The sequence below is a fragment of the Conexibacter sp. CPCC 205762 genome, from assembly GCF_030646155.1.
In the GTDB taxonomy this organism is placed as follows: Bacteria; Actinomycetota; Thermoleophilia; order Solirubrobacterales; family Solirubrobacteraceae; genus Conexibacter.
In genome coordinates this window covers 1-24027 of the sequence record NZ_JAUTDN010000051.1, presented here as the reverse complement: position 1 = coordinate 24027, position 24027 = coordinate 1, and the positions used below count along the sequence as shown (strand labels likewise).

25 protein-coding genes and 1 pseudogene are annotated in these 24027 nt (G+C 73.7%); 4 read left to right on the top strand and 22 right to left on the bottom strand.

What is annotated here, in order from left to right; translation table 11 throughout:
• Window positions 1–7: 7 nt before the first annotated feature.
• The 7 genes from Q7L73_RS25465 to Q7L73_RS25435 all read right to left on the bottom strand — a co-directional run bounded on the left by Q7L73_RS25465 (window position 8) and on the right by Q7L73_RS25435 (window position 7228).
• Complete coding sequence (locus Q7L73_RS25465) at window positions 8–754, bottom strand: ABC transporter ATP-binding protein (protein ID WP_304694533.1); 747 nt, start codon at window positions 752–754, stop codon at window positions 8–10.
• The gene (locus Q7L73_RS25460; RefSeq protein WP_304694535.1) at window positions 751–1521 is read right to left on the bottom strand and encodes an ABC transporter permease; all 771 of its coding nucleotides are present in this window, start codon (window positions 1519–1521) and stop codon (window positions 751–753) included. The genes Q7L73_RS25465 and Q7L73_RS25460 overlap by 4 nt, the downstream gene beginning before the upstream one ends.
• Entirely contained in the window at window positions 1514–2548 is a 1035-nt protein-coding gene (locus Q7L73_RS25455; protein WP_304694537.1) for an ABC transporter substrate-binding protein, read from the bottom strand. The genes Q7L73_RS25460 and Q7L73_RS25455 overlap by 8 nt, the downstream gene beginning before the upstream one ends.
• A gap of 44 nt (window positions 2549–2592) precedes the next feature.
• Window positions 2593–3702, bottom strand: coding sequence for an ABC transporter substrate-binding protein (locus tag Q7L73_RS25450; RefSeq protein WP_304694539.1), 1110 nt, complete (start codon window positions 3700–3702; stop codon window positions 2593–2595).
• A gap of 327 nt (window positions 3703–4029) precedes the next feature.
• On the bottom strand, window positions 4030–5562 hold the full coding sequence (locus Q7L73_RS25445) for a 4Fe-4S binding protein (RefSeq protein WP_304694541.1): 1533 nt from the start codon (window positions 5560–5562) through the stop codon (window positions 4030–4032).
• A complete protein-coding gene (locus tag Q7L73_RS25440; protein WP_304694543.1) occupies window positions 5562–6554 on the bottom strand; it encodes a diiron oxygenase in 993 nt (330 codons plus the stop codon). The genes Q7L73_RS25445 and Q7L73_RS25440 overlap by 1 nt, the downstream gene beginning before the upstream one ends.
• The gene (locus Q7L73_RS25435; RefSeq protein WP_304694545.1) at window positions 6551–7228 is read right to left on the bottom strand and encodes a TetR/AcrR family transcriptional regulator; all 678 of its coding nucleotides are present in this window, start codon (window positions 7226–7228) and stop codon (window positions 6551–6553) included. The genes Q7L73_RS25440 and Q7L73_RS25435 overlap by 4 nt, the downstream gene beginning before the upstream one ends.
• 76 nt (window positions 7229–7304) lie before the next feature.
• Here Q7L73_RS25435 and Q7L73_RS25430 point away from each other — a divergent pair, with 76 nt between their 5' ends.
• From Q7L73_RS25430 to Q7L73_RS25415, 4 genes are all read left to right on the top strand, one after another.
• Window positions 7305–8003, top strand: a complete 699-nt coding sequence (locus tag Q7L73_RS25430; RefSeq protein WP_370552450.1) for a response regulator — start codon at window positions 7305–7307, stop codon at window positions 8001–8003.
• A gap of 41 nt (window positions 8004–8044) precedes the next feature.
• Complete coding sequence (locus Q7L73_RS25425) at window positions 8045–9013, top strand: HAMP domain-containing sensor histidine kinase (protein ID WP_304694548.1); 969 nt, start codon at window positions 8045–8047, stop codon at window positions 9011–9013.
• A complete protein-coding gene (locus Q7L73_RS25420; RefSeq protein WP_304694550.1) occupies window positions 9010–9669 on the top strand; it encodes a response regulator transcription factor in 660 nt (219 codons plus the stop codon). Before Q7L73_RS25425 ends, Q7L73_RS25420 begins: the two co-directional genes overlap by 4 nt.
• 135 nt (window positions 9670–9804) lie before the next feature.
• Window positions 9805–10203 carry a GreA/GreB family elongation factor gene (locus Q7L73_RS25415; protein WP_304694552.1) on the top strand — a complete coding sequence of 133 codons (399 nt, stop codon included), beginning with the start codon at window positions 9805–9807 and terminating at the stop codon, window positions 10201–10203.
• Between the two features lie 53 nt (window positions 10204–10256).
• Here Q7L73_RS25415 and gdhA read toward each other — a convergent pair whose 3' ends face one another.
• From gdhA to Q7L73_RS25340, 15 genes and pseudogenes are all read right to left on the bottom strand, one after another.
• Complete coding sequence (gene gdhA / locus Q7L73_RS25410) at window positions 10257–11621, bottom strand: NADP-specific glutamate dehydrogenase (protein WP_304694554.1); 1365 nt, start codon at window positions 11619–11621, stop codon at window positions 10257–10259.
• Window positions 11622–11702: 81 nt separating this feature from the next.
• On the bottom strand, window positions 11703–12410 hold the full coding sequence (locus Q7L73_RS25405; RefSeq protein WP_304694556.1) for a response regulator transcription factor: 708 nt from the start codon (window positions 12408–12410) through the stop codon (window positions 11703–11705).
• Window positions 12407–13618, bottom strand: coding sequence for a sensor histidine kinase (locus Q7L73_RS25400; protein WP_304694558.1), 1212 nt, complete (start codon window positions 13616–13618; stop codon window positions 12407–12409). Before Q7L73_RS25400 ends, Q7L73_RS25405 begins: the two co-directional genes overlap by 4 nt.
• Complete coding sequence (locus Q7L73_RS25395; protein WP_304694560.1) at window positions 13615–14622, bottom strand: PspC domain-containing protein; 1008 nt, start codon at window positions 14620–14622, stop codon at window positions 13615–13617. The genes Q7L73_RS25400 and Q7L73_RS25395 overlap by 4 nt, the downstream gene beginning before the upstream one ends.
• Before the next feature lie 92 nt (window positions 14623–14714).
• Window positions 14715–15572 (bottom strand): D-alanyl-D-alanine carboxypeptidase family protein, encoded by an 858-nt coding sequence (locus tag Q7L73_RS25390; RefSeq protein ID WP_304694562.1) that lies wholly within the window; start codon window positions 15570–15572, stop codon window positions 14715–14717.
• A 109-nt stretch (window positions 15573–15681) separates the two neighbouring features.
• Complete coding sequence (locus Q7L73_RS25385) at window positions 15682–16242, bottom strand: hypothetical protein (RefSeq protein WP_304694564.1); 561 nt, start codon at window positions 16240–16242, stop codon at window positions 15682–15684.
• 38 nt (window positions 16243–16280) lie between these two features.
• Window positions 16281–17696: a hypothetical protein gene (locus tag Q7L73_RS25380; protein ID WP_304694565.1), complete on the bottom strand. Its 1416-nt coding sequence runs from the start codon at window positions 17694–17696 to the stop codon at window positions 16281–16283.
• A gap of 87 nt (window positions 17697–17783) precedes the next feature.
• On the bottom strand, window positions 17784–18182 hold the full coding sequence (locus tag Q7L73_RS25375) for a nuclear transport factor 2 family protein (RefSeq protein ID WP_304694567.1): 399 nt from the start codon (window positions 18180–18182) through the stop codon (window positions 17784–17786).
• A gap of 57 nt (window positions 18183–18239) precedes the next feature.
• Window positions 18240–18677: a DUF6314 family protein gene (locus tag Q7L73_RS25370; RefSeq protein WP_304694569.1), complete on the bottom strand. Its 438-nt coding sequence runs from the start codon at window positions 18675–18677 to the stop codon at window positions 18240–18242.
• The gene (locus Q7L73_RS25365; RefSeq protein WP_304694570.1) at window positions 18674–19363 is read right to left on the bottom strand and encodes a pyridoxal 5'-phosphate synthase; all 690 of its coding nucleotides are present in this window, start codon (window positions 19361–19363) and stop codon (window positions 18674–18676) included. The genes Q7L73_RS25370 and Q7L73_RS25365 overlap by 4 nt, the downstream gene beginning before the upstream one ends.
• A 22-nt stretch (window positions 19364–19385) precedes the next feature.
• Complete coding sequence (locus tag Q7L73_RS25360; protein ID WP_304694572.1) at window positions 19386–19865, bottom strand: hypothetical protein; 480 nt, start codon at window positions 19863–19865, stop codon at window positions 19386–19388.
• Window positions 19866–19872: 7 nt separating this feature from the next.
• Window positions 19873–21324, bottom strand: coding sequence for a Re/Si-specific NAD(P)(+) transhydrogenase subunit beta (pntB, locus tag Q7L73_RS25355; protein WP_304694574.1), 1452 nt, complete (start codon window positions 21322–21324; stop codon window positions 19873–19875).
• A 3-nt stretch (window positions 21325–21327) separates the two neighbouring features.
• Complete coding sequence (locus tag Q7L73_RS25350) at window positions 21328–22857, bottom strand: Re/Si-specific NAD(P)(+) transhydrogenase subunit alpha (protein ID WP_310720416.1); 1530 nt, start codon at window positions 22855–22857, stop codon at window positions 21328–21330.
• A 126-nt stretch (window positions 22858–22983) separates the two neighbouring features.
• Entirely contained in the window at window positions 22984–23661 is a 678-nt protein-coding gene (locus Q7L73_RS25345; RefSeq protein WP_304694578.1) for a response regulator transcription factor, read from the bottom strand.
• Window positions 23658–24027: pseudogene (locus tag Q7L73_RS25340) on the bottom strand (histidine kinase); the annotation flags it as partial. The pseudogene Q7L73_RS25340 and the gene Q7L73_RS25345, both read right to left, overlap by 4 nt.

The following is a 24027-nucleotide window of genomic DNA, read 5'->3' as shown; positions in this document are numbered from 1 at the left end:
GAAGAGGTCAGGCGCCGAGCAGGGCGAGGATCTGCTCGCGCTGGGCGGCGGCGTCGTCGCGGTCCGCGGACGGCCGCACCTCGGCGACGATCCGGCCCGGTCTGCCGCCGAGCACGACGACGCGGTCGGACAGCCGCAGCGCCTCGTCGACGCTGTGGGTGACCAGCACGACGGTCGAGGCGAACCGTCTGTGGAGGTCGGCGAGCAGCTGCTGGAGGCCTTCGCGGGTGATCGCGTCGGCGCCGCTGAACGGCTCGTCGAGCAGCAGGATCTGCGGATCGCAGGCGAGCGCGCGAGCGAGGCCGACGCGCTGCTGCATGCCGCCCGACAGCTCGCTGGCGTAGCGGTCGGCGGCGTGCGCGAGCCCGACGACCTCCAGCCGCTCGCGCGCGATCCGGCGCCGCTCGGCGCGGCCGCTGCCGGCCATCTCCAGCGGGAACATGACGTTCTGCAGCGCCGTCCGCCAGGGGAACAGCGCGTACTGCTGGAAGACGATCGTGCGGTCCGGGCCCGGCCCGCTGACCGCTCTGCCGCCGACCTCGATCGAGCCGGCGCTCGGCTGCTGGAGGCCAGCGATCAGCTCCAGCAGCGTCGACTTGCCGCAGCCGCTGCGGCCGATCAGGCTGACGAACTCGCCGGCCTCGATCGTCAGCTCGAGCTGCTCCAGCACGACGTTCTCGGCGCCGCGCCGGCTGAAGCGCTTGTCGAGGCCGCGCACGTGGACGGCCTGGCCGATGCCCGTGGCGGCGCTCATCGCGGCATCCACGGGAAGAGCCGCCGCACGAGCACGATCAGCGCGTAGTTGAGCGCGACGCCGACGACCGCCAGCACGACGATGTAGGCGTACATCGTCGGGATGCGGAAGGTGTTGCTCGCCTCCATCACGCGGTAGCCGATGCCGGAGCTGGCGCCGATCATCTCGGCCGAGACGAGCACCAGCAGCGCGTACGAGGCGCCCAGCCGCAGGCCGGTCACGATCGACGGCAGCGCGCCCGGGAAGGCGACCTTCGCGTACAGCCTCCAGCCGGTCGCGCCCATGCTGCGGGCCGCCTTGATCAGGCGCGCGTCGACCGCGGCGGCGCCGCCGACGGTGCTCAGCAGCACCGGCCAGACGACCGCCCAGATCACCATCGCGACCTGCGAGCGCATCCCGAGCCCGAGCAGCAGCACGAACGCGGGCAGCAGCGCCAGCGGCGGCAGCTGGCGGAAGACCTCCGCCAGCGGCGAGACGAACGCGCGCAGCGTCGGGATCCAGCCGATCGCCAGGCCGACGACGACGCCCGCGACGGCCGCGATCGCGAAACCGATCCCGGCCCGCGCGAGGCTCGACCCGAGGTCGCTGAAGAGCTGGCCCGAGCTGGTGATCTCCCACAGCGCGGGCGCGACGTCGGTCGGCGGGCTGAGCAGCGTCGGGTCGACCAGGTCGACCTCGGTGACGAGCTGCCAGAGCGCGACGAAGGCGACGATCGGCAGCAGCCACAGCAGCGGCTTCAGCCAGGCCGCGGGGTGCCGGTCAGCCATCGCAGTCCGCGTTGAACTCGTTCGTGAACCAGGCGTCGGCGCCGACCGAGCCGGGCTCGATGTCTCTGATCGTCTCCAGCGCGCTGACCCACTCGCCGGCGGCGGTGGCGTCGATGCAGTTGCCGGCCGGGTAGTCGGGGACGACGAGCAGTCTGGCGGGGATTCTCGTCGTCGTCGCGATGATCTCGCGCGCCTGCTCGGGCTCGGCCTCGACGAAGGCGGCCGCCTCCTTGATCGCCGCCACGAACGATCTGACGGTCTGCGGGTTCTCGTCGATGAATCTGTCGGTGAAGTCGTACGCGGCGTAGAGCGTGTCGGTCGGCAGCACGTCCTTGTCGGCGAACAGCGCTCTGATCGCGCCTCTTCTCGACTCCTCGCACGGGCCCCAGGAGGTGCTCAGCATGCCGACGACGTCGACCTGCCCGCGATCGAGCGACTGGCACATCGTGTTCGGCGGGACGCTCAGCAGCTGCACGTCTCTCGTCGTCAGGCCGCATCTCTGCAGGTACGCCTTCAACACGATGTCGCCCATCGAGCCGGGCGCGACGATGCCGACCTTCTTGCCGTCGAAGTCCTCGCAGCTCGCGATCGGGCTGTCGGATCTGACGTAGAAGCGGTTCTCGCCGTAGCTGGAGGTCGCGCCCGAGACGACCGCCTTCAGTCTGCCGCCGCGCGCGTTCGTCTCGATCGGGACGAAGGCGCCGAAGCTCTGGCCGGTGTCGACCTGGCCGGCGAGCACCGCCTGGATGCCGGCGAGGCCCTGCTGGGTCTGGTCGACGTACTCGACGTCGAGCCCGTGTCTGGCGAAGATCCCCTGGTCCGACGCGATCCGCTCGAGCCCGAAGTAGGGGACGCTCAGCATCTTCAGCTTCGTCGTCTCTCCTGTGGCGGCGGCCTGGGTGTCGGCGCTGGCGGCGGCGGTGCCGGTGCCGCTGCCGGCGGACGCGCTGTCGGAGTCGTCGCTGCCGCAGGCCGCCAGGGCGACGGCGGCTGCGAGCGCGACGAGCGTGCAGGCGAACTGCTTCATTGATGGTCCCTCGTGATGGTGGTTTGGCGTGAGCGTGGGGTGAGTCAGGCGGCTGCGGCTGTCGCGGCTGCGGCGGTCGCGATCGCGGTGCGGCGCGCGGTGACGCGCTGCAGCGGCTCGGGCGCGACGACGTCGGCGAGCTCGTACGGCTCTGCGAGGAAGTCGTTGCGGCGCAGGAAGTCGATCTGGCCGGCGAGCGCGTCGAGCGCCTGCGGCGTCAGCTCGATCCCGAGCTGACGGTGGAGGTCGGCGCCGTAGCCGAGCGTCAGCAGCTGCTCCGGCAGGCCGGTCTCGGCGGCGACGAGCGTGCGCGCGGCGGCCGCTTCGCGGGCGGCCCAGGCGGCCGCTTCGACGACGTGCTCCAGCACCAGCTCGACCAGCTCGGGCCGCTGCTCGATCAGCGAGGCGGAGCAGCTCAGCGCGAGCGGGACGCAGCCGTTGGCGGGGAGCGCGGCGGGCGCGGATGCGACAGATGCAGGCGCGGATGCCACAGATGCGGGCGCGGATGCGGCGGATGCGGGCGCGGGGGCGGCGGTGATCGGACGCGCGCCGAGGACGGCGGCCGGGACGGGGGCGAGCGTGCCGTCGCTGTAGAAGGCGTCGACGTCGCCGGTGGCGAGCGCGATCAGCTCCTCGCGCTGGTGGCTCCAGGTGCCGATCGCGTCCCACAGCGGCGCGGCGGCGTCGGCGGCGGTCGCGCCGGCGGCGCCGTCGATCCAGTGGCGCTGCACGGGGATCTCGATCAGCTCGACGTCGCCGAGCGAGAGGCCCGCGCTGGCGAGGATCCGCTCGTAGCCGCGCAGGACGCTCGCGCGCCAGAAGTCGAGCGGGTCGCCGACGCGGTGCGGGATCCCGAGCCGCCGGCCGGCGAGGTCCGCAGCGGTGCGGATCGGGCTGTCGGGCAGCACGAACGCGGCCTGCACGGTGTCGATCACCGTCAGCCCGACGATCCGCAGGTCGGCGCCGCGCGAGCGCGCGATCAGCGGCGGCAGGTTGCCGCCCTGACGCCAGAAGCCCGAGACGCTGTGGTCGAAGTGCGCCTGGCGCACGGCGCGGTCCGGCGACTCGGCCAGCGACCGCAGCGCGACGCCTGCGCGCGCGAGCGCGTCGTGCAGCCGCCCGTCGCGCAGCGCGAGCGAGAACGCCGTCGGCACGGAGCAGCGCGTGTACCAGAGCTCTGCGGCGGCCCTGTCGGCCGGAGGTGAGGAGGAGGACATCCCAGATAAACCCGATTGTCTTAGGTGAGAATGTGGAATCAGTATTCCACATCCTCGCCGCGACCTCCAAAACGGGCGCCTCCGCGCTGCTCGCGGGCGCCTCCGCGCTGCTCGCGGGCGCCTCCGCGCTGCTCGCGGGCGCCGTCGCGCTGCTTGCGGGCACCCCGCGCTGCTCACGGCACCTCCGCGCTGCTCGACGGCGCCGTCGCGCTGCTTGCGGCGTCGACAGCGCGTGGTGCGCGCGCCGCCGCGCGCTGCTGGGACCTACGCGGAGCGGTGCGGCGCGGGGTCGGCCGCCGGCCGCAGGAGGCCCGCGTTGAAGTCGTCCACGAGCGCCCGCACGGTGTCCTGCGAGCACGACTTGTTGGTGCCGATGAAGCCGGTCGGGCCGCGCTTGATCCAGCCGGCGACGTAGAGGCCGGGGATCGCCGCGCCGCCGGCGGCGTCGAGCACGCGGCCGTCGGCGCTGGGGATCGTGCCGCTCGCCGCGTCGAACGGCATGCCGGCGATCGGCAGGCCGCGGTAGCCGATCGCGCTGATCACGAGGCCGGCGTCGAGCGTCGTGAGCGCGCGGCCGGCGGCGGGGTCAGCGGCGGCGTCAGCGGTCGCGGCGGCGTCAGCGGTGGCGGCGTCGGAAGCAGCGGCAGCGACGGCGGCGGAGGTCGGGGCGAAGGTGATGCCGGTGACGCGCTCGGCGCCCTCGATCCGCGCTGGCGTCAGCCCCCAGCGCAGGGTGATGCCGCGGGCGCCGTCGCGCGCCGGCGGGAGGCCGCGCAGCAGCTCGAGCTTCGGATCGCCGCCGCGCGCGAGGCCGGCGCGCGCGTCATCCGCAACCGCGAGGCCGACGCCAGGCGTCGCGCTGAGGCCGATCAGCTCCGGCAGCGTGAAGGCCGACGCGGCCGGGCCGCGGCGGCCGACGACGACCACCTCCTCGACCCTGCTGGCGCGCAGCGCGGCGAGCGCGGCCGGGGCGATCGCGGTGCCGGCGAGAGACTCCGGGTCGACCGTCAGGATCCGCGCGACGTCGAGCGCGACGTTGCCGTTGCCGACGATCACCGCGCGCCGGTGCGAGAGGTCGAAGCTGCGCCCGGCGTGGTCGGGGTGGCCGTTGTACCAGGCGACGAACTCGGTCGCCGAGGCAGTGCCGGGGAGGGTCGCGCCGGGGATCTCCAGCCGCCGGTCGGCTGCCGCCCCGACGGCGTAGACGACCGCGTCGTGCGACGCCAGCAGCTGCTCGCGGGTCACGTCCCTGCCGACCTCGACGCCGAGCCGCAGACGCAGCCGCGGGTCGGCGCAGACGCGGTCGAGCTGGCGCGCGATCCGCCGCGTGCGGCGATGGTCGGGCGCGACGCCGGCGCGCACGAGGCCGTACGGGACCGGCAGCCGCTCGTAGACGGAGACCTGCGCGCGCGGGATCGTCAGCAGCTCGTCGGCCGCGTAGATCGCTGCCGGGCCCGAGCCGACGATCGCGACGCGCAGCGGCCGCTCATGCTCGCGCACGCGCAGTCGCGGGCGGACCGGCGCCAGCAGCGGCCGCGAACGGGGCGTGCGGTGGTAGGCGGCGTTGGCGGCGAGGAAGGCCCGCTCGCCCGCGTCGAGCAGGCGGTGGGGCTTGATCGCGTCGACCGGGCAGGCGGTCACGCAGGCGCCGCAGTCGACGCACGCCGCCGGGTCGATGTGCAGCATCTCGGCGTGCTCGAAGGCGGGGTCGTCGGGCGTCGGCTGGATGCAGTTGACAGGGCAGGCGTAGACGCACGAGCCGTCGCCGACGCACGACTGGGTGACGACGTGCGGCATCAGGCCAGCAGCTCGGCGCGGCGGTCGGGCTCGCCGCGATAGCGCGACCGCTCGCCGTCGATGCCGAGCCGCTGCCACAGCCGCCGGCTGGCGCGGTTGATCAAGCCGACCTCCTCGGCCAGCGCGCGCATGTCGCCGAAGTACGAGGCCATGATCCGGCGCGAGACCGGGCTGCGCCAGAAGGCCTGCTCGAAGACGTCGCGGGGGATCTCCAGCCGCTTCGCGAGCGACCCCGGCGGGGTCATGATCTCCTCGCAGGCGATCCGCATCGCGAGCGGGAAGTAGAGCGACAGCGCGAAGCGGTTGGCGCGCCCGAGCCGCGGCACGTGCAGCTTCACGAACTCGTGCGCGAAGGAGATGTGGCGCGCCTCCTCGGCGATGTGGATCTCCATCGTCCGCAGGACCGCCGGCGGCACGTCGCCGCCCTCGCGCAGCAGCGACTTCTGATAATGGTCGATCGGCTCCTCGCCGGCCAGGATCGAGACCATCAGCGCGACCGGCAGCGCCGCCAGCACGCCGCCGATGAACGGCGAGGCGAGCCGCAGCCGCCGGCGCATCCCGGGCACGTCGGCGCCGACGCGGTTGACCAGCTCCTGGAACATCTGGATGTGGTTGCACTCCTCCGTCATCTCGTGGAGGCAGTAGCGGAACTCCGGCGAGCCGTTCGGCAGCGCGACGACGTACTGCATCAGGCCGCGGATCAGCATGCTCTCGAAGGCGGCGCCGACCTTCATCGCGTTCATCATCCGCGCCGTGCCGATCTCGACCTGGCGCTCCTGCGGCAGCCCCTGGTACCAGGCGGTCGCGCCGAGCGGGTCGTGCGTCGGCGACAGCACCCAGCGGGGGTCGGCCGGGTCGATCGCCAGCTCCGGCGAGTCCCAGGCGATGTCCTCGTAGGGGTCGAAGTGGACGTGCACCGAACCCTCGGAGAGGGTCCGCAGCATCTCCTGGTAGCCCGCGTCCCGCTCGCGCGTCCCTGCCTGCGTCGTCATCGGATCCCTCTCTCGTCGCGTGCCTGTTCGCGCGCCGTCGCCGCGACCGCCGGGCTGGCGCTCACGAACAGGCGTCTGAAGTTGACGACCAGGCCCTCCTGGTCGATCGGCAGCTCGTCGCGGACGTAGGCGATCAGCAGCTCCTGCGCGGCGCCGACGACGGCGCGCGCGATCAGCTCGACCTCGACCGACGCGTGCGCCCACGGCCCGAAGGCGGTCGCCGCGGCGCCGCGGATCACGTCGACCAGCGCGCCGATCAGCACGCGGCGCCGGTCCTCCAGCGCGGGGCTGACGCCGACGATCTCGATGAAGAGGATCCGCGCGCGGCGCGGGTCGTCGGTCAACGACGAGATGACGGCGCGCGCGGCGCCGCCCGCGGCCGCGTCGAAGTCGCTGCCGACGAGCGCGACGCTCGGCGCCGCCGCGGCCACGAAGTCCGCGACGATCCCGTCCGCGACAGCGCGCAGGAGCGCTTCCTTGTCGGCGAACGACTCGTAGAAGTAGCGCTCGGTCAGTCTCGCCTCGGCGCAGACGTCGCGCACCTTCGAGGCGAGGAAGCCGCGCGTCGCGAACACCTCCAGCCCGGCGGCCAGCAGCCGCTCACGCCGCTCGCTGACGCGCTGCTCGGCGCTGACGCCGCGCCAGGGGCGGACCGGCTCAGGAGCGCTCGTCATGCTGCTCGATGTTCTTGACAACCGCGAATGTCAGAAAGCTTGAAGCTGACAATCGCGAATGTCAAGAGGCTGCGCGATGCGGTCCCCGCCCCATGCGACGCGGCGGCCGAAGCCGCCATCATGGGTCGCGGTGACGCGGATCCTCGTTGCAGATGACCATCCGATCGTGCTCGCCGGCCTGCGCAGGCTGCTCGACGCGCAGCCCGGCTACACGGTCGTCGGCGAGGCCGGCGACGGCTTCGAGGCGGTCGCGCTCGCCGCCGGCACGCCGGTCGACCTCGCGATCCTCGACATCTCGATGCCGCGCAAGACCGGGCTGCAGGCCGCGCAGGAGATCACGCGGCGCCAGCCGCGCACGAGAATCGTGATGCTGTCGATGCACGTCGACGAGGCGTACGTGCTCGAGTCGCTGGCGGTCGGGGCGTGCGGCTACGTGCTCAAGACCGCGATCGACCGCGACCTGCTGGCGGCGTGCAGCGCGGCGCTGCGCGGCGAGACCTTCCTCTACCCGGCCGCCGTCCAGGCGCTGATCCGCGAGCACCGCGAGCACCACCGCGCACACGTCGGGCCGGGCGGCGACGAGCTGTCGGCGCGCGAGCTGGAGGTCGTCAAGCTGATCGCGGAGGCGTACTCCAACGACGAGATCGCCGAGCAGCTGGTGATCAGCAAGAAGACCGTCGAGCGCCACCGGGCCAACATCCTCAGGAAGCTCGGGATGCACGACCGCGTCGAGCTGACGCGCTTCGCGATCCGGCGCGGTCTGCTGGAGCCGTGATCGGCGAACCGCGCCGGCGCGGAGCTGCCACAGTGGATCTCATGCCTCGCCGCATCCGCGTCCTGCCGCTGTTCTGGCGCGTGTTCGCGATCGACGTCGCGGTGCTGGCGCTCGTCTTCGTGCTGCTCGTGTTCGCGCCCGTGACGGTCTCGATCCCGATCGCGGGGGCCGAGCTGGCGGTGCTGGCCGGCGGGCTGGCGGCGATGCTCGCGCTGACGTTCGTGCTGCTGCGGCCGGCGCTCAAGCCGCTGGTGGCGGTGACGTCGACGATGCGGCGGATCGACCCGCTGCAGCCGGGGCAGCGCGTGCCCGTCACCGGCGTGCCCGACGTCGCCGAGCTGGCGCAGGCGTTCAACGAGATGCTCGAGCGGCTGGAGGTCGAGCGGCGCGCCAGCGGGCAGCGCGCGCTGAGCGCGCAGGAGGACGAGCGGCGGCGCGTCGCGCGCGAGCTGCACGACGAGGTCGGCCAGATCTTCACCGCGATGATGCTCCAGATCGAGACGCTCACCGCCCGCATCCCGGCCGAGCTGCAGCCCGAGCTCGAGGAGCTGCGCGAGACCGCCCGCGCGGGAGCGACCGACGTGCGCCGCATCGCCGCGCGCCTGCGCCCGCAGCTGCTCGACGACCTCGGCCTGCAGAGCGCGCTGAAGGCGCTCGTCGCCGCGTTCGCCGAGCAGACGGGGCTGCAGGTCGAGCGGCGGATCGCGCCGGTCGAGCTGGAGCCGGCGCACGAGCTGGTCGTCTACCGCGTCGCGCAGGAGGCGCTGACGAACGTCGCGCGCCACGCCGGCGCCGAGCAGGTCGCCGTCTCGCTGCGCGCGGCCGGCGGCGCGGTCGTGCTGGAGGTCAGCGACGACGGTCGCGGCCTGCCGCCTGATGCCGCCGGCTCCTCCGACGGGATCCCGGGGATGCGCGAGCGGGCGATGCTGATCGGCGCGCAGCTGACGCTGTCGCCCGCGCGCCCCCGCGGGACGACGGTCCGGCTGCTCGTGCCGGGCGCGGCGCCATGACCGTCCCGCTGACCGCGCGGGTGCTGATCGCCGACGACCATCCGATCGTCCGCGACGGGGTCCGCCGGGTGCTGGAGGCGCGGCCCGACTTCACCGTCGTCGCCGAGGCCGCCGACGGCGCGACCGCCGCCGACCTGGCCGTCGCCGAGCAGGTCGACCTCGCGGTGCTGGACGTCGCGATGCCCGGGACGTCCGGCCTGCAGGCGGCCCGCGCGCTGGCGGCGCGGAGCCCGTCGACGCGGACGCTGATGCTGTCGATGTACGACGACGAGGAGTACCTGTTCGACGCGCTCGCCGCGGGCGCGTCCGGGTACGTGCTGAAGACGTCGGTCGACCGCGATCTCGTCGAGGCCTGCCGCGCCGTGCTGCGGGGCGAGCCGTTCCTCTACCCGAGCGCGGTGCGGGCGATCGTCCGCGAGCACCTCGAACGCGCGCGGCGGGGCGAGCGGGTGCGCGTCGACCCGCTGACGCCGCGCGAGCGCGAGATCGTCGCGCTGATCGCGCAGGCGCGCACGAACGACGAGATCGCGAGCGCGCTCGGGATCAGCGCCAAGACGGTCGGGCGCCATCGCGCGAACATCCTCGACAAGCTCGGCGTGCACGACCGCGTCCAGCTGACCCGCTACGCCGTGCGGCGCAGACTGGTCGAGCCCTGACGCCGCCGCCGCGGCGCGATGGGGCCGCGAGTGCATGGCCTTCGCGCAGCGGCCGGACGACGATGGTCTGCGACGGGACGACGCGCCTCCGCAGCGCGTCGTCCCGTCGTCGTCAACCCTCTCCGAAGGAGTCCCATGTCGTCCGTTGCCGCCACGCCCGAGCTGATCACGCGCAAGGGACACGAGCGGCTGAGCGCAGAGCTCGCGCGCCTGCGCGGGACCCGCCCGCACGGCGACGGCGACGCGCTCGACCGCCGCATCGCCGAGCTGGAGGTGACGCTGGCGCACGTGCAGATCGCGCCGCCGCCGCAGCTCGGCGTCGCCGGCATCGGCCAGCCGATCCGCATCCGCATCGGCGGCGGCGGCTCGCGCGACTGCCGGCTCGTCGGCGCCGCCGAGGCCGACCCGGCGATCGGCGACATCTCGGTCGTCTCGCCGATCGGCGGCGCGCTCGTCGGCAGACGCGCCGGCGACGTCGTCGAGGTGCTCACGCCGGGCGGCGTCCGCGCCGTCGAGCTGATCTCGGTCGGCTGAAATCGTCCTGGGCGGGGCCGCCACCGTGCGGCGGCCCCGTCCGGGACCGGACCTCAGACGAGGCCGAGCGCGAGCATCGCGTCGGCGACGCGGACGAAGCCGGCCATGTTCGCGCCCAGGACGTAGTCACCGGGCGCGCCGTACTGCTCGGCGGTCGCCGCGCAGCGCGCGTGGATGCCGGTCATGATCTCCGTCAGCCGCGCCTCGCTGTGCTCGAAGCTCCACGAGTCGCGCGAGGCGTTCTGCTGCATCTCCAGCGCGCTCGTCGCGACGCCGCCGGCGTTGGCGGCCTTGCCGGGCGCGAACAGCACGCCCGCCGCCCGCAGCACCCGCACCGCCTCCGGCGTGCACGGCATGTTGGCGCCCTCGGCCACCGCCAGCACGCCGCCGGCGACGAGCGCGCGGGCGTCGTCACCGTCGAGCTCGTTCTGCGTCGCGCACGGCAGCGCGACCTCGCACGCAAGCTCCCACACGCGCCGGCCCGGCACGAAGCGAGCGCCGGCGCGGCGCTCGGCGTAGGCGACGATCGGCGCGCGCTCGACCTCCTTGACCTGCTTGAGCAGGGCGACGTCGATGCCCTGCGGGTCGCAGACGTAGCCGGTCGAGTCCGAGCAGGCGATCACCTGCGCGCCGAGCTGCCGGCACTTCTCGATCGCGTGGATCGCGACGTTGCCCGAGCCCGAGACGACGACGACGCGACCGCTCAGCGACTGGTCGCGCGTCCGCAGCATCTCCGCGGCGAAGATGACCGTGCCGTAGCCGGTCGCCTCGCGGCGGACGCGCGCGCCGCCCCAGGCAAGTCCCTTGCCGGTCAGCACGCCCGACTCGTAGCGGTTGGTGATCCGCTTGTACTGGCCGAAGAGGTAGCCGAGCTCGCGCTCGCCGACGCCGATGTCGCCCGCCGGCACGTCGGTGTGCTCGCCGATGTGGCGATGCAGCTCGGTCATGTACGACTGGCAGAAGCGCATCACCTCCGCGTCCGACCTGCCCTTCGGGTCGAAGTCGGCGCCGCCCTTGCCGCCGCCGATCGGCATGCCCGTGATCGCGTTCTTGAAGACCTGCTCGAAGCCGAGGAACTTGACGATCCCGAGCGACACGGAGGGATGGAAGCGGAGGCCTCCCTTGTAGGGGCCGAGCGCGCTGTTGTACTCGACGCGGTAGCCGCGGTTGACGTGCACCTCGCCGCGGTCGTCAGCCCACGGGACGCGGAAGATGACCTGGCGCTCCGGCTCGGCGATCCGCTCGAGCAGCTTCTGGCGCGCGTACTCGGGATGCTGCGAGACGGCCGGGCCGATCGTCTCCAGCACCTCCTGCACGGCCTGGTGGAACTCCGGCTCGGCGGGGCTGCGCCGGAGGACGGCTTGGAAGATCGCGTCCAGTGCGGGGTCAGCGGACGAGGGGCTGCGTGTTGCGGTCACGCGGTTCGAGGCTACGCCGGGCGCGGCGCCGGCGACATGCACTCGCGACCCCATCTCGCCGCTGCGGGCCGGCGGCTGCGGTCACTCGTCGACGAGGCCGCGGGTGGCGGCCCAGTGGCTCAGCTCGTGGCGGGAGGAGAGCTGCAGCTTGCGCAGCACCGAGCCGACGTGCGACTCGACGGTGCGCGGGCTGATCCCGAGACGGGCGCCGATCGCCTTGTAGGCGTAGCCGCGCGCGAGGTGGTGGAGCACCTCGCGCTCGCGCGGGGTCAGCTGGTCCAGCTCGTCGGCGGCGGCCGGCTGCGGCGGGCTGCTGAACGCCTGCAGCACGAAGGCGGCGAGGCGGGGGCTGAAGTACGGCTCGCCGTCGCGGACGCGCCTGATCGCGTCGAGCAGCGCCGGCGTGTCGATCGTCTTGGTGACGTAGCCGCGCGCGCCGGCGCGCACCATCGGCACGACGTCGTCGGCCGCGTCGGAGACCGACAGCGCGAGGAAGGCGGGCGCGTCGGCCTCGCTGCGGAACGCCTCCAGCACCGCGATCCCGCCGCCGTCGGGCAGGTGGACGTCGAGCAGGACGACGTCGGGCGAGCTCTTGGCGATCACCGCGATCGCCTCCGCCGGCGTCGCCGCCTCGCCGACGACCGCGCAGCTCTCGGCCAGCTCCGCGCGCACGCCGGCGCGGAAGATGTGGTGGTCGTCGACGATCACCACGACCGGGCGGTCGCCTGCCGCCACGTCGCCCGCCGCCGCATCGCCGCCCGCGGCGCGTGCCGCCTCGTGCTCGCTCATCCTGCGCTCCCTTCGATCGCGTCGCCGAGCCGCAGCGCGACCTCGGTTCCTTCTCCGGCGGCCGAGTCGATGCTGGCCGTCCCTCCCGCTCCCGCCATCCGCCCGACGATCGCGTCGCGCACGCCGCGGCGCTCGCGCGGGACCGCCTCCAGCTCGAAGCCGTCGCCCTCGTCGCGCACGTAGACGGCGGCGCCGCCCTCCGACAGCTCCGCGAAGACGACGACCGCGCTGCCGCGCGCGTGCCGGGCGGCGTTGCGCAGCGCCTCGCGCGCCGCCGCGACGAGCGCGCGGCCGGGCTCGTCGAGCGGACGATCGCCGAGCACCGTCACCTCGACCTCGATCGCGTGCTCCTGCTCGACCTCCTCGACGGTCGCGTGCAGCGCGCCCGCGAGCGTCGACGCTCCCAGCTCCGCCTCGCCGGCCATCCACGCCCGCAGCGCCCGCTCCTGGCTGCGCGCCAGCCGCGCGACCGCGGCCGGATCACCGGCCTGGCGCTGCACGAGCGCGAGCGTCTGCAGGACCGAGTCGTGCAGATGCGCGGCGACGCGCAGCCGCTCGTCCTCGCGCGCCCGCAGCAGCTGGTCGCGGTCGCCGCGGGCGGCGGCGCCGACGAGCAGCGGCACGAGCACCAGCACCAGCCCGCCCATGCCGACGAGCACGACAACCAGCAGCGCCACCGTCAGCCCCGTGTCGGCGAGGTAGGGGCCGACCGCGCCGAGGCCGAGCAGGGTCGACCAGCCGATCAGCAGTGCCCCGACCGCCGCCTGCCACGGCAGCGAGCGGACCCGCTCGACCGCCGTCATCTGCTGCCACGGCGAGCGCTCCGCGCGAGCGCCGGCGCGTGCGGTGCGCTGGCGCAGCTCGTTGCCGATCAGCACGAGGCCGGCGCCGGCGCCGAGCAGCGCGACCGTCAGCGGCAGCAGCCGGCGGTGGTCGGCGCCGACGACCGCAAGCAGCAGCAGCGCCGCCAGCGCGACCGGGATCCCCAACAGCAGCGAGCGCCCCTCGGGGCCGCGCAGCCGCCGCACCGTCGCGGGGACGAGCGCGACGACGACGCCCGGCACCGCGGCGAGCGCGAGCCCGACCGCCAGCAGGCGCGCGGAGCGCTGCTCGGCCGCGAGCGCGAGCACGAGCGCGGTCAGCAGCACGAGCCCGATCAGCGCCGTCGCCCGCCACGCGGGATCGCGCCAGCGCGCGGCGCCGCTCATCTGCTCCCTCCCCTCCGGTGGAGGGTGGGTGTGGATGCGCAGGGATCGCCGCCGCCCGCGACGTCGGACCACCACGGATCGGCGAGCGGGCCGACGCCGGACGGGTAGTCGCGCAGCCACAGGTCGCCGCCGACCGTTCTGTAGTCGACCCGCAGCAGCGGCACGTGTCTGCGCACCACCGCGCGTCTCCAGGCGCCGCTGCGCCCGAAGCGCGGGTCGCCGAACAGCACCACCGCCGGCCGGCTGCGGACCGGGCTGCGCAGCCGCACGCTCTGCGCCAGCGAGCGGACCGAGTCCCAGCCGCCGACGCCGGCCTCGTAGCGCACCTCGACCGCGAAGCAGCGGTCGCGCGGCAGCGCCACGACGGTGCGGCCGAAGCCCGTCTCCAGCTTCAGCGGCACGACCTCGCCGGGCGCGGCGCGCAGCTCGCGCAGGTCGACGAAGAGGTCGCCCAGGCCGGTGCGGTAGCCGCCGGCGGGGATCTCGGCGGCAGTCTGCGGCCGCTCGGTCACGAGCCCCGCCTGCGGCTCGACGCGCACGCCGCTGGCGGCGACGACGACCGCCGGCAGCGCGGCCGCCAGCAGCGGCGGCAGCACCCACGCGGGGCTGACCGACGGCAGCAGCACGAGCGCCCCGAGCAGGAAGGCGGCGAGCGCGACCGCGATCGCCCAGCCGAAGCCGAACAGCGTCGCCGCCGCCGTCACCGCGGCGACCGTCGCCAGCCCCGCCAGCGCCGCGATCAGCAGCGCGACCGAGGCGACGCCCCGCAGCAGCGACGGGCTGTCCTCGTCGGCGTCGGTCGGCAGCACCAGCCAGCAGGCGGCATAGGCGAGCAGGCCGAGGCCGGCGAACAGGCTCGCGACGACGAACAGCGCGCGCAGCTGCGCGACCGGCGTCGACCAGCGGTTGGCCATCCCGCGGCAGACGCCGCCGAGCCAGGCGCCGTCGCGGGCGCGACGCAGCGGCTGCGGCAGCGCGCCAGGGTGGGACGGACCTGCGGACACCGCCTCCATTCTGCCCGCCGTCGCCGCGCTCTCGCAATCCGGGATGTCACCGGGCGCGTCTACGGGATCTCCCGGAGACGCAGGTGCGCTCGTCACCGGTCGCGCTTGAGGCCGTATCTGAGCAGCCGCAGCGTCGCGTCGTCGCGGTCGCGCTCGCTGCGCGTGCCGAGCACGACCGAGATCACGGTCCGCCCGCGCTTCGTCGCCGAGCCGACGAGCACGTAGCCGGCGGCCTTCGTGTGGCCGGTCTTGACGCCGTTGACGTGCAGCGGGCCGCCGAGCAGGTCGTTGGTGTTGTCGAGTCTGCGCGCCCAGGCGCCGCTGACGGTCGTCAGGTGCGGCGTCGCGACCGTCGCGCGGAAGAAGGCGTGGCGGCGCAGCGCGCGCGTGAGCGTGACGAGGTCGGCGGCGCTGGAGCGGTTGCCGTCGTCGAGCCCGATCGGGTCGGCGTAGCGGGTGTCGTGCATGCCCAGCTCGCGCGCCCGCGCGTTCATCAGCGCGACGAACGCCTCGCGCGAGCCGGCGACGCCGACCGCGAGCGCCGCGGCCGCGTCGTTGCCGCTCGGCAGCAGCAGGCCGCGCAGCAGGTCGCCCACCGTCACCTGCTCGCCGGTCGCCAGCCACATGCGCGACTCGTCGCCGTCGCTCGGATACGGCGGCGCGGTGAAGAGCGCGTCGAGCGGCTCGCGTTCGAGCGTCACCAGCGCGGTCATCAGCTTCGTCACGCTCGCGATCGGCAGCGCGCGGCGCTCGCCGTCGCCGTAGTAGACGGTGCCGCTGGCGGCGTCGGCGACGATCGCGGCGGCGTGCGGCGGCAGGCCGCGCGGCGTCGGCCCGCGACGGGCGGCGGACGGCTCGGTGGGCGTGACAAGGGTGAGGACGGCGTAGAGCGCGACGGCGGCGAGCGCGAACGCCGCCACCGCCGTCGCCGGCAGGCGTGACTGCTTCATGGTGACTCCGGTCGATCGGAGGTCAGGAGTCAGTCGATTGTGCGGGCGCCCCGGGCATGCCACAAGACGGGATCACCCGCAGCGGGACTCCGGGAGATCCCGGACGCGATCAGCGCGCGGCGACGACCAAACCGGCCCGCCAGCCGGGCGCGCGCCCGCCGGCCGGAGGCGAGATCCGCTCAGCGTCGACGCCGCTGCGCGCGAGCAGCCAGGCGATCACCGAGTTGGAGTTCCACATCTCGCCGGTATGCAGCTCGTCGCGCCCCCACGTCGGCGTCGGCAGCTGCTCGACCAGCTCCAGCAGGCGGGCAGCGCGGTCCTCCTCAGCGCTCACGCGCCGCGGGCTCTCGACCGCCTCCGCGAGATCCGGGATCGTGCCGTCTCGCCAGCGGCGGACCTCGTAGCGGAACAGCAGCCAGCGGCCCGCCCAGCGCGCGCCGACCGGGCCTTCCACGACGACACCGCGGGCGCTGTCGTGCGCGCCCCACGCCGGCGTCTGCTCGACGACGAACGTCGCCCCGGCGGCCTCGATCCGCAGCGCGCTGTGGAAGAGCGCCTGCGGGCGGCGCCGCTCGCGCGCGGCGACGACCGTCTCGAACAGACGGCCGTTGAGCCGCACGAACCGCCCGCCCGCGCCGAGCGGCAGCCAGTAGAGGTCGATCGCGCCCATCGGCGCACTATCGCAGCGGGAGCGCCGGAACTCTCACGTCAGCGCAGTCTGCGTCTGATCGCGACCGTCCCGCCCGGGGCCTTGATCGTGATCGTGAGCGTCTTGCCGCGGTAGCGCTTGAGCTTGGCGGCGGTCTTCTTCGACGCCTTCAGCGAGAGCGTCAGCTTGCCCGCTCTCTTCGCCTGCTTCGTCGTCTTCGCGAGCACGGTCCCGCCGACCTTGGCGGTCGCGGTGACGGTGCCTCTCGCGGGGACGTTCACCGTCAGCGGCAGGCCCTTGGCCAGCGACGCCGCTCTCACCGTCGTGGCGACGGTCACCTTCGGCTTGCCGGCGGTCGAGCCGCCGCCGGGCGTGTCGCCGCCGCCGCTGCCGGGCGTCGTTCTCGTCGGCGTCGTCGGTCTCGTCGGCGTGCCGCCACCGCCGCCGCCGCCACCGCCTCCGCCGCCGGGCGGCGGGACCACCGGCGGCGTCGCGGCCGTCGAGGCGCCGAGCTGCGGGTAGGTGCCGGTCGCCGAGATCACGACCGCCGGCGAGGAGAGGTTGCAGGTCGTCACGTCAGCCGACGGGAACCAGACCGGCGCGCCCGCGACGACGACGCCGCGCGCGTCATGCCAGGCGATCCATCTGCCGTCGCCGGAGACGTTGACGTCGTCGGCGTCGCCCTGGACCGGCAGCAGGCAGCCGTTCAGCTCGTCGTCGGGGGTCGGCTGGGCGCCGAGGCCGCCGGAGACCGGCTGCATCGCGATGATGCCGTCGCCGCGGTCGCTGCCTCTGCGCGGCGCGATCGCGAACGCGACGACCTTGCCGTCGGCCGAGGCGTCGACGCCGTTGGCGTCGTAGCTGGCGGGGACGCTGAAGCCCGGCCACGCTCTCACCATGGGCGTCATCGGGCCGGAGGTCTGCACCACGACCTGCCCGCCCTGCACGCCGACGACCTGGTTGCCCGCCATCCCGGGCCACTCGACGTCGGAGAGGTCGGCCGGTCTGATCACCCAGCTGACGCCGCGCAGCCAAGTGCCGGTCTTGAGCGTCCCGACCGGGAAGCCGTAGGTGTAGTTCGAGTAGCCGTAGTTGAAGAACCTGCCGCCCGGAGCGAGGTTCATCCGCACCGGCAGGATGTCGCCGGTCGAGCCGGTCAGGTACTGCGCGACGTTGTCGCCCGTGGTCTGCGGCGTGCCGTCCGGGCCCCACTCCTGGCCGGCGTTGCCGGTCAGCACGAAGTTGCCGGGGATCCAGCGGTAGGCGATCACGTAGCCGTCGTCGGACTGCGCCGCCTGCGACCAGGTGTAGGAGTCCGGCGAGGGACCCGACAGCGAGCGCTTGGCGGCGCCGTCGAGCGTCGCGATCCAGATCTGGCCGCCGTCGACGTAGGAGACCTGGGTCGCGGCGGCCGTCCCGGCCGCGGCGCCTGCGCCGGCAGCGGCCAGCGCGAGCGCGAGGAGCAGTGATCGCATCCCGCGCACGATGACACCCGATCGGCCGTTCCGCATCGGTGGTGCCACGTATCGTCACGCGCCGGATACTGCGCGCTGACGCTCCCCTCAGCCGTGCGAAGCGCCCGTCGCCGCCCGCTGGATCTGCTCGAAGCGCGCGGTCATCCTCGCGGCGAGCGCCTCGGCGGCGCGCAGCGGGCGGACCATCACCATGAAGTCGGCGATCCTGCCGTCGTCGTCGTAGCGGAGGAAGTCGCAGCCGGTGATCGCCAGCCCGTCGACTCTCGCCTCGAACACGAGCGCGTGGTCGACGCCGTCGGCATCGCCGATCTCACGCACGTAGTGGAAGTCCTCGAAGACCTCGATCACGGCGCGCAGGATCGCCGCCGTGATCGCCTTGCCGGGGTACGGCTTGAACGCGACCGGGCTGCGGAAGACGACGTCGTCGGCGAGCATCGCCTCGACCGCCGCCAGGTCCCGTGCCTCGACCGCCTCGCGAAACGTCACGCTGATCCCTCCCCTTCGTCGTCAGGTCCGCCGACCACGCTACCGCGAGCGCCGCGGTCAGCGCGCAAGCCGCCGATAGCGGCTGACGATCAGCTGGTCCTTGCGCGGGCCGGTGACGGTCCAGGTGACGTCGAAGGCGCCGGCGGCGTGCAGGTCGAAGCGGCCGATGTAGAGGTCCTCGCCGCAGTCGTGGCGGACGGGGCGCGGCGCGCTGGTCAGGTCGAGCGGGTGGAAGGGGCGGCCGTCGTCGAAGCGCACCTCCCAGCCGTCCGGACCCGGCACGACCAGCAGGCGGCGCTGCGCGCGGCCGTTCATCGCGCCGAAGGCGATCTCGCCCTCCTCGTCCCACACCAGGCCGCTGCCGGCCGCGTCGGGCGCGAACACGGCGACGCCCTCGAAGCTCCCCGTCTCGCCGCCGTCGCGCAGCTCGCGCGCGACGTTCCAGCGCCCGGCGAGGTAGCCGCGCGGGTCGGCGAGATCGACCGGGACGCTCACGGCCACAGCCGCCGCCGCTCCCAGGCGCCGTCGAGCAGCCGGTACTGGAGCCGCACGTGGCGGCGGCCGGCGTCGGCCTGCCAGAACTCGACCTCGTCGGGCAGCAGGCGGTAGAGCGCCCACTGCTGCGCCACCAGCGACGGGTCGGCGGCGAGCGCCTCGGTCGCCTCGGCGACGGCCGTCTCGACCTCGGCCGGATCGCGCAGCGGCGCGCTCTGGCTGCCCGCGAGCGTCTCGGCCCGCGCCGACGGCGAGCGGGCGAGGAAGTCGCGTGCGCTCGCCTCGGCGCCGGCGTCGAGCACCCGCCCGCGCAGCCGCACCTGCCGCCCCTGCTCGCGCCAGTGGAAGACCGCCGCCGCCCACGGGTTGGCCTCCAGCTCGCGGCCCTTGCGGCTGGAGCGGCTGGTCGCGAACTCCCAGCCGCCGTCGGCGATCCCCTTCAGGATCAGCGTCCGCGCGTCCGGCCGGCCGTCGCCGTCGACGGTGCTGAGCACGAGCGCGTGCGGCTCTCGCACGCCCGCGTCGATCGCGCCGCCCAGCCACGCGGCGAACAGCTCCTCCGGCCGCTCCGGCGCGCTCGCCGGGTCGAACGCCGGCAGCTCGACGTCGAACACCGCCAGCTCGCGCAGCCGCCGCCGCAGGCCGGCGGCCGAGGGGTCGTCGTGCGGATGCTGGGCGTCGCTCATGCGCGACCCAGTATCGCGCGCCTCACTGCTTCGCGGCGGCGGCGTTGGAGCGGACTCTGCCGATCTCCAGCGTCACCGTCACGGCCTTGCCGCTGATCGCCGTCTCGATCGGATAGCCGATCGTGAACGGCATGTAGTCGGTTCTGGTGATGTGTCTGAGCGTGAACGGGAAGCGCTCGCGCGTGATCCCGTTGGAGACGATCCAGCTGCCGTAGGCGGTGCCGGTGACCGGCGCGCTGAATCTCATGAAGCCGGTCGCGCCGAAGCGCCTCTCCTTGAGCGTCGCGACGATCAGCTCGATCGAGCTGGGGTAGACGGCGTCTCTCGGCGGCTTCGGCTGCTTCGGTCTGCGCACGCATCTGTACGCGCCGCGCTTCTTCTTCAGCTCGTAGCCGGCTCTGCACTTCGGTCTCGCGGCGTCGGCGGCACCCGCCGCCCCCGCCGCCAGCAGGGCGGCGAGGACGAGCGAGACGAGCGGACGGGTGAGGGTGAGGCGCCGCATGCGGACCTCAGGCGGTGACGCGGTCGGCGGCGAGGGCGCCGACGATCTCGTCGACCTTCGCCTTCGCGTCGCCGAACAGCATCTGCGTGTTCTCGCGGAAGAACAGCGGGTTCTGGACGCCGGCGTAGCCGGAGGCCATCGAGCGCTTGAAGACGATCACGTTGCTCGCCTCCCACACCTTCAGCACCGGCATGCCGGCGATCGGGCTGGTCGGGTCCTCGGTCGCGGCCGGGTTGACGGTGTCGTTGGCGCCGATCACGAGCACGACGTCGGTCTCGCCGAAGTCGTCGTTGATCTCGTCCATCTCCAGCACGATGTCGTACGGGACCTTCGCCTCCGCCAGCAGCACGTTCATGTGGCCCGGGAGGCGGCCGGCGACCGGGTGGACGCCGAAGCGGACCTCGATCCCGCGGTCGCGCAGCTGACGCGTCAGCTCCGCCACCGGGTACTGCGCCTGCGCGACGGCCATGCCGTAGCCGGGCGTGATGATCACCGTGCTGGCGCCGGTCAGCAGCTCGGCCGCGCTGGCCGCGTCGATCTCGCGGTGCTCGCCGTAGTCGGTGTCGGCCGAGGCCGGGGCCTCGATGCCGAAGCCGCCCGCGATCACCGAGATGAACGAGCGGTTCATCGCCTGGCACATGATGTAGGAGAGGTAGGCGCCGGAGGAGCCGACGAGCGCGCCCGTGACGATCAGGAGATCGTTGTTGAGCAGGAAGCCCGACGCCGCCGCGGCCCAGCCCGAGTACGAGTTGAGCATCGAGACGACGACCGGCATGTCGCCGCCGCCGATCGAGGCGACGAGATGCCAGCCGAGCGCGAGCGCGAGCACCGTGACGGCGATCAGCAGCGGCAGGCTCGGCGAGATCACGAAGATCACCGTCAGCACGACGAACAGGCCGAGCGCGCCGACGTTGATGTAGTTCTTGCCCGGCAGCATCAACGGCGCCGATCTGATTCTCGCCGACAGCTTCAGGTAGGCGACGATCGAGCCGGTGAAGGTGACCGCGCCGATGAAGATGCCGATGAAGACCTCGGCGTGGTGGATGTCCAGCAGCGAGCCGAGCACCTCGGTCTGCCCCGCGTTGTCCTCGACGGAGAAGTAGCCGTTCCAGCCGACCAGCACGGCCGCGAGGCCGACGAAGCTGTGCAGCAGCGCGATCAGCTCCGGCATGCCGGTCATCTCGACGACGCGAGCGCGCCAGAGGCCGATCGTGGCGCCGATCGCGACCGCGGCGACGAGCAGGACGACGGCGACCGCCTCGGCGTGCTCGGTCGCGACGCCGATCGTCGCGGCCAGCGCGATCGCCATGCCGGCGATGCCGAACGCGACGCCCTGACGGGCCGACTCGTGTCTCGACAGCCCGGCGAGCGAGAGGATGAACAGCAGCGCCGCGACGATGTAGGAGGCCGTCGCGACCGAGTGCCAGTCGATGCTGGCGATGACGAGAGAATCAGTCATGGATCAGCCTCTGTTGAACATGCCGAGCATGCGCCGGGTCACGGCGAAGCCGCCGAAGACGTTGATCGACGCGAGCAGGATCGCGACCGTCGCGAGCACCCGCACCTTGGCGTCGTCCTGCTCGCCGAGCTGGAGGATCGCGCCGACGACGATGATGCCCGAGATCGCGTTCGTGACCGACATCAGCGGCGTGTGCAGCGCGTGGTGGACCTTGCCGATCACGTAGTAGCCGACGACGATCGCGAGCATCAGCACGGTGAAGTGGCTCGGCAGCGGGTCGGGCGCGAAGGCGTTCACGAGCCAGAGCGCGAGGAAGCCCGCCGCGATCACGGCGTATCTGACCCACACGGGCCGCGGCTCCTTGACCGGCGCCTCGACTCTCGCGGGCGCGGCTCTCGCGGCCGGCGCGGCGGAGACCTGCACCGGCGGCGGCGGCCAGGTTCTCTCGCCGGCGCGGACGACCGTCATCGAGCGCTGCACGACGTCCTCGAAGTCGAGCACGACCTGCCCGTCTCTCTCCGGCGTCAGCAGCTTCATCAGGTTCACGAGGTTCGTGCCGTAGAGCTGCGAGGCCTGCGCGGGCAGACGGCCGGCGAGGTCGGTGTAGCCGATGATCGTGACGCCGTTGTCGGTCACGATCGCCTTGCCGGCGACCGAGCCCTCGACGTTGCCGCCCATCGCGGCCGCCATGTCGACGATGACCGAGCCCGGTCTCATCAGCGCGACCTGCTCGGCGGTCATCAGCTTCGGCGCCGGGCGGCCCGGGATCAGGGCCGTCGTGATGATGATGTCGACGTCCTTCGCCTGCTCCGTGTACATCTCGGCGGCGAGGCGGTTGTAGTCCTCGCCGGTCGCTCTCGCGTAGCCGTCGCTGGAGACTTCCAGCTCCATCACGGAGATGAACTCGCCGCCGAGCGATCTGACCTGGTCGGCGACCTCGGGGCGGGGATCGGTCGCGCGCACGATCGCGCCGAGCGAGTTGGCGGCGCCGATCGCGGCGAGGCCGGCGACGCCGGCGCCGGCGATCAGGACCTTCGCCGGCGGCACCTTGCCGGCGGCGGTCACCTGGCCGGTGAAGAAGCGGCCGAAGACATGGGCGGCCTCGATCACGGCGCGGTAGCCGGCGATGTTGGCCATGCTGGAGAGCACGTCGAGCGACTGCGCGCGGCTGATGCGCGGGACGGCGTCCATCGCGAGCGCCGTGATCGGCCGCTGCGCGAGCGCCTCGACCAGCTCCGGTCTCAGCGCCGGCTGCAGCAGCGCCACGATCGTCGCGCCGTCCTTCAGGTTCGCGATCTCCTCGACCGTCGGCCCGTTGACGCGCAGCACCACGTCGGCCTGCCACGCCTGCTCGGCGGTCCCGACGGTCCCGCCTGCCGCCGCGTACGCGTCGTCGCCGAAGCTGGAGAGCGCGCCGGCACCCGCCTCGACCACGACGTCGTAGCCGAGGCCCGCAAGCTGTCTGAGCGTCGCAGGGGTCGCCGCGACACGTGTCTCCCCTGCATTGGTCTCGCGGGGCACTCCGATGAGCATCGAGATTTCAGACTCCTCGTGAAAACGACATTCCGGCTTTGAGAACAGTGATCCTACGGGCGTTTCCCCCGCCGCGGCTGCCTCGGATAGAGACAGGCGATACGAAAGGAAACCAGCCTGCCCTCGTCAGGAGCGCCGTTTCATGCCTGGAGCGATCAGGCCCCACTCGTAGGCGGCGATCACCAGCTCGACGCGGTTGCGCGCGCCGAGCTTGGCGAGGACCCGCTGGACGTGCGTCTTGATCGTCGTGCGCTCGAGCGTCAGCGCGGCCGCGATCTCGGCGTTCGAGAGGCCCTGGGCGACCAGCTCCAGCACCTCGCGCTCGCGCGTGGTCAGCTCGTCGAGGCGCGCGTCGGCGCCGTGCTGCAGCAGCGGCTGGGCGGCGACCCGCTCGATCAGGCGGCGCGTGACCGAGGGCGACAGCAGCGCGTCGCCGTCGGCGACGGCGTGGATCGCGGCGATCAGCTGCTCGGGCGAGCTGCGCTTGAGCAGGAAGCCGCTGGCGCCGGCCCGCAGCGCGCCGAAGAGGTACTCGTCGACCTCGAAGGTCGTCAGCACGATCACCTTCGTCTGCGGCGCCGCCGCCAGCAGCTCGGCGGTCGCGGCGATGCCGTCGAGGTCGGGCATGCGCACGTCCATCAGCACCACGTCGGGCTGCAGGTGACGCCCGCGCTGGACCGCGAGGCGGCCGTCCTCCGCCTCCCCGACGACCTCGATCGTCTCGTCGCTGGAGAGGATCGCGCGCAGGCCGCTGCGCAGCAGGTGGTCGTCGTCGACCAGCATCACCCGGATCCGCTCGCTCATCGCCGCGCCCGACTGTAGGGGAGGCGCGCGCGGAGTTCGAAGCGGTCGCCGTCGCGGGCGGCGTCCAGCGAGCCGCCGAGCAGCGTCGCGCGCTCGCGCATGCCGGCGATGCCGCGGCCGCCGCCGGGGCGGGGGCCGGCGTCGGCGCCGAGCGGGTTGGTGACGACCAGCTCCAGCGCGTCGGGGCCGAGCGTCAGCGCGACCCGCGCCGAGCCGGCGCCGTGGCGGCTGGCGTTCGTGAGCGACTCCTGCGCGATCCGATAGACGGCGCGCGAGACCTCCGCCGGCGGCTGGGGCGCGGCGGACGCGTGGGGCGTGGCGGGCGCGGCGGGCGCGGCGGGCGCGGCGGGCGCGGCGGGCGCGGCG